The organism is Mesorhizobium sp. M7A.F.Ca.US.014.04.1.1, from assembly GCF_003998745.1.
GTDB lineage: Bacteria > Pseudomonadota > Alphaproteobacteria > Rhizobiales > Rhizobiaceae > Mesorhizobium > Mesorhizobium ciceri.
Map to the genome: position 1 here is coordinate 1 of NZ_RZRW01000542.1, position 3,804 is coordinate 3,804.

The 3,804-nt window shown below is 65.4% G+C and carries 5 protein-coding genes; 4 read left to right on the forward strand and 1 reads right to left on the reverse strand.

Features of this window, described 5'->3' with window-relative positions; translation table 11 throughout:
• The 3 genes from EOA22_RS27025 to lpxK all read left to right on the forward strand — a co-directional run.
• Positions 1-723, forward strand: a 723-nt coding sequence (locus EOA22_RS27025; protein WP_245478696.1) for a lysophospholipid acyltransferase family protein, incomplete at its 5' end; no start/stop codon positions are given.
• The gene (gene waaA / locus EOA22_RS27030) at positions 720-2,036 is read left to right on the forward strand and encodes a lipid IV(A) 3-deoxy-D-manno-octulosonic acid transferase (protein WP_013532343.1); all 1,317 of its coding nucleotides are present in this window, start codon (positions 720-722) and stop codon (positions 2,034-2,036) included. The genes EOA22_RS27025 and waaA, both read left to right, overlap by 4 nt.
• A gap of 1 nt (position 2,037) precedes the next feature.
• Positions 2,038-3,063 carry a tetraacyldisaccharide 4'-kinase gene (lpxK, locus tag EOA22_RS27035; protein WP_013532342.1) on the forward strand — a complete coding sequence of 342 codons (1,026 nt, stop codon included), beginning with the start codon at positions 2,038-2,040 and terminating at the stop codon, positions 3,061-3,063.
• Here the strand turns inward: lpxK and EOA22_RS27040 are convergent.
• Positions 3,060-3,293 (reverse strand): DUF2093 domain-containing protein, encoded by a 234-nt coding sequence (locus tag EOA22_RS27040; RefSeq protein WP_013532341.1) that lies wholly within the window; start codon positions 3,291-3,293, stop codon positions 3,060-3,062. The two genes, lpxK and EOA22_RS27040, sit on opposite strands and share 4 nt — an antisense overlap.
• 77 nt (positions 3,294-3,370) lie before the next feature.
• Here EOA22_RS27040 and EOA22_RS27045 point away from each other — a divergent pair.
• The coding region (locus tag EOA22_RS27045) for a hypothetical protein (RefSeq protein WP_245478697.1) at positions 3,371-3,804 on the forward strand (434 nt) is incomplete at its 3' end.

A 3,804-nucleotide genomic window follows, 5' to 3' on the forward strand; every position in this document is an offset into this window, starting at 1 on the left:
ACCAAGGCCTTCTGGCGCAAGATTCGCCAACCGCTTGCGCAGTCGCGATTCGTCAAGAACGCCATCGCCAGCCTGTTCGCCCAGTTCGTCCGCTTCGTGCGCCTCACCAATCGCGTCGTCGAGGGATCGGCACGGTTTTCGGGCGGTGCCTATACCGAGTTCGAGCCTGGCATCATCGCCTTGTGGCACGGCCAGCATCTGCTGACGCCTGCCTATTATCCCAAGCGCAAGCCGCTGGTCGCCATGGTTTCGCGCAGCGCCGATGCCGAGCTCAACGCCTTGATGCTGGAAAAATTCGGCATCGAGGCTGTGCGCGGCTCGGGCGGGCGGGAAAATGCCAGGCACCTCGACAAGGGTGGAGCGAAAGCGCTTATCGCCCTGAAAAAGTCGCTCGCCGTCGGCAAGAACGTCGCCATGATCGCAGATATTCCGCACGGCACGCCGCGAGACGCAGGACTTGGTATCGTTCTCCTGGCTCGCCTCTCGGGCCGGCCGCTTGTGCCCGTCGCCATCACCACCAGCCGCCGCAAGGTGCTGGAGAAGAGCTGGGACAAGACCACCATTAACCTGCCGTTCGGCCGTTCGTCGATCGTCATTGGCCAGCCGATCTTCGTGGCGGCCGGCGCCGATGACGCCGAAATGGAGCGCAAGCGCCAGGAAGTGACGACAGCGCTCAATGCCGCGACCGCCGAGGCTTACCGTCTCGTGGATGCTCCGCGATGAGCGGCCGCTGGGCACGGGCCATGCTGTCGGCTTACCGATTCGCGGGTGCGGCAGCCTATCCGCTGGTCGGGCCCTACGTTGCCTGGCGCACCTCGCGCGGCAAGGAAGACCGCTACCGCCGCCGCGAGCGCTATGGCGTCGCCGGCCGCGCGCGCCCCGACGGGCCGGTGATCTGGATCCATGCCGCGAGCGTCGGCGAGACCATAGCCGTCGTGCCGCTGGTCGAAAGCATTCTCGACTATGGCGTCAACATCGTGCTGACGACCGGCACGGTGACCTCTGCGCAGGTCGCCGACGAGCGGCTCGGTGACCGCATCATCCATCAATATGTACCGCTCGACCTCAAGCCGGCGGTCAGCCGGTTCCTCGATCACTGGCAGCCGGATCTGGCAATCATCGCCGAATCCGAGATCTGGCCGATGACCATCCTCGAGCTTGGCGCGCGACGCGTGCCGCAGGTGCTGGTCAATGGCAGGCTGTCCGACCGCTCGTTCAAATCGTGGAAGAAACGCGCCAACATCGCCGAGGCGCTGTTCGAGAACCTGGCTCACGTCGTGGCGCAGTCGGATGTCGATGGCGAGCGGTTTCTCGCGCTCGGCGCGCGGCCGGTGACGGTGTCGGGCAACCTCAAGGTGGACACGTCGCCGCCTCCGGTCGACGAACGGGCGCTGGCGACACTGCGGCGGCAGATAGGCACGCGCCCGACCTGGGCGGCGATCTCGACCCATGACGGCGAGGAAGTGGTCGCGGCTGAAGTCCACGCGACGCTGCACAAGCGCCACCATGGTCTTCTGACCATCGTCGTTCCGCGTCATCCCGATCGCGCCGAGGCGCTTGCGGCGCAGATTTCCGGCATGGGCCTGAAGGTCGCGCGGCGCAGCAAGGGCGACAGGATCACGGCCGACACCGACATATTGCTTGGCGACACGATCGGCGAGATGGGGCTCTATCTCCGGCTGACGGAAATAGCCTTCGTCGGCCGCTCGCTGACCTCCGAGGGTGGCCAGAACCCGCTGGAGCCGGCCATGCTCGACACGGCGGTTCTCGCCGGGCGCAATGTGCAGAATTTTCGGGAGGCCTACCAGCGTCTCCTCGACAGCGGCGGCGCCAAGCTGGTGCGCGATCGCGACATGCTGGCCGGCGCCGTCAATTTCCTCCTGACCAACGAAGTGGCGCGCCACGAGATGATGGCGGCAGGCATTGCGACCGTCGACGAGATGCGCGGTGCGCTGGCGCGTACGCTGAAATCGCTTGAGCCCTACATCCAGCCGCTGGTCGTCAAGTCGCGCCTGAAGGGCGCGAACGGGCGCTAGCGTGGCCTCGGAAGCACCACCATTCTGGTGGGAAGAGCCGGACTGGCGGGTCCTGGCACTGTCGCCGCTGTCGGCCATCTATGCGGCTGCCGCCGGCCGCGGCATGCGGCGGGCCAAGCGTGAGAAGATCGAAGCACCTGTTCTGTGCATCGGCAATTTCACGGTTGGCGGCACCGGCAAGACACCGGTGGCCATCGCGCTCGCCAAGCAGGCCAAGCGCATGCATCTCAAACCAGGCTTCCTGTCGCGCGGCCATGGCGGCTCCTTCGCCGAGCCGCACGTGGTCGATATCGACCACGACAGCGCCCGGCATGTCGGCGACGAACCGCTGCTGCTCGCCGAACACGCGCCGGTGGCGGTGACGCCGAACCGCGCCGCCGGCGCCCGGCTGCTGCTGGAACGGAATGGCTGCGATTTCCTGATCATGGACGATGGCTTCCAGAGCGCCCGCATCCACATCGACTATGCGCTGGTCGTGGTCGATGCGCGCTACGGGATCGGCAACGGCCGCGTCATTCCGGGGGGGCCGCTCAGGGCCAAAATCGTCGACCAGCTGGTTTTCACCAGCGGGTTGTTGAAAATGGGCGAGGGCACTGCCGCCGACAGCGTGGTCCGCCAGGCGGCACGCGCCGGCCGGGCGATCTTCGAGGCCCATACAGAGCCAAGCGGCAAGGCAGGGCTTGCCGGCAAGCGGTTCCTCGCCTTCGCCGGTATCGGCCATCCCGAGAAATTCTTCGACACGGTGCGCGAGGCCGGCGGCGAACTGGCATTGACGCGGCCGTTTCCGGACCATCATTTCTATGCGGAGGACGAACTTGCCGAGCTGGCGGCGACCGCACGCACTGAGGGGCTGGTGCTCATCACCACCGCCAAGGACGCCGCCCGGCTGCGCCACGGCGCGTCACAGGACTTTCTCGACCGGCTCGAGGTGCTGGAGATCGACACGGTCTTCGAACTCGATCACGTTCCCGAGCGCATCATCGACGAGACGCTCGATGCCTGGCGCCAGCGCAAGCTGAAGGGTTAACTGCGCTTACGCAGCTCCGGATGCATCTCGATTTCACGGCGCAGCGAGGCGGTGGCGCTGATATAGGGCTCTTGCCTTGCGACGCTCCAGTACTTCAACTCGTCGAGCGGAATGCTTTCGCCTGTCACCGCGCAGCGCACGAACGCGCCGGGGCTGGTAACCTGGAAGTCGCCATCCAGGTAGCGGATGCGGGCTTCCTTGCCGCCGGGGCCTTCGAAACGGTTCATCATGCGGGGACGCCAGGGTTCATGAGAATTTCATCGCCATAAATTCCCGGCGAGGTCAAGCATGAGACAAGCCTGAGACAATGCTGAACGCTTATTGTGAAGCGGAAAAATGTAGTTGGTGGGCCGCAATGGACGTTTCCTCCACTCGTCTTCCCGCCCTGCTTAGGGAAGTGATGACGCCGCAAGCCGTGCCCTCGGGGCAGGCTGATCCAGTGATGACGGCACTGGTCAAGCCGCTGGTCCAACCGCCGGCGCCGTCTCTGCTCGCGCAGCAGACAGCGCCGGCGCTGTTGATTTTGCCGGCGGCGCCGATGGCCGTCAAATCGCAGCAGATCGCATCCGCCGGCATCGTCGATGCCTATCTTGCCCAGCTTGAGACGGGCGAAGAGGCGGCGTTGGCAACAGTCGTGGCGAGAAAGGCAAAACCCGAAGCCGAAACGCTGCGAGCCTTCTTGCCGCCTTCGACAACCGCCAATGACAATGCCTCCGCCAGGGTTGCGGGGCTGTCATTGCT

Excerpts from the sequence above, each read along its gene's own strand:
- waaA (WP_013532343.1), top strand. The coding sequence starts at position 720 with ATGAGCGGCCGCTGGGCACGGGCCATGCTGTCGGCTTACCGATTCGCG.
- EOA22_RS27040 (WP_013532341.1), bottom strand. The coding sequence starts at position 3,293 with ATGATGAACCGTTTCGAAGGCCCCGGCGGCAAGGAAGCCCGCATCCGC.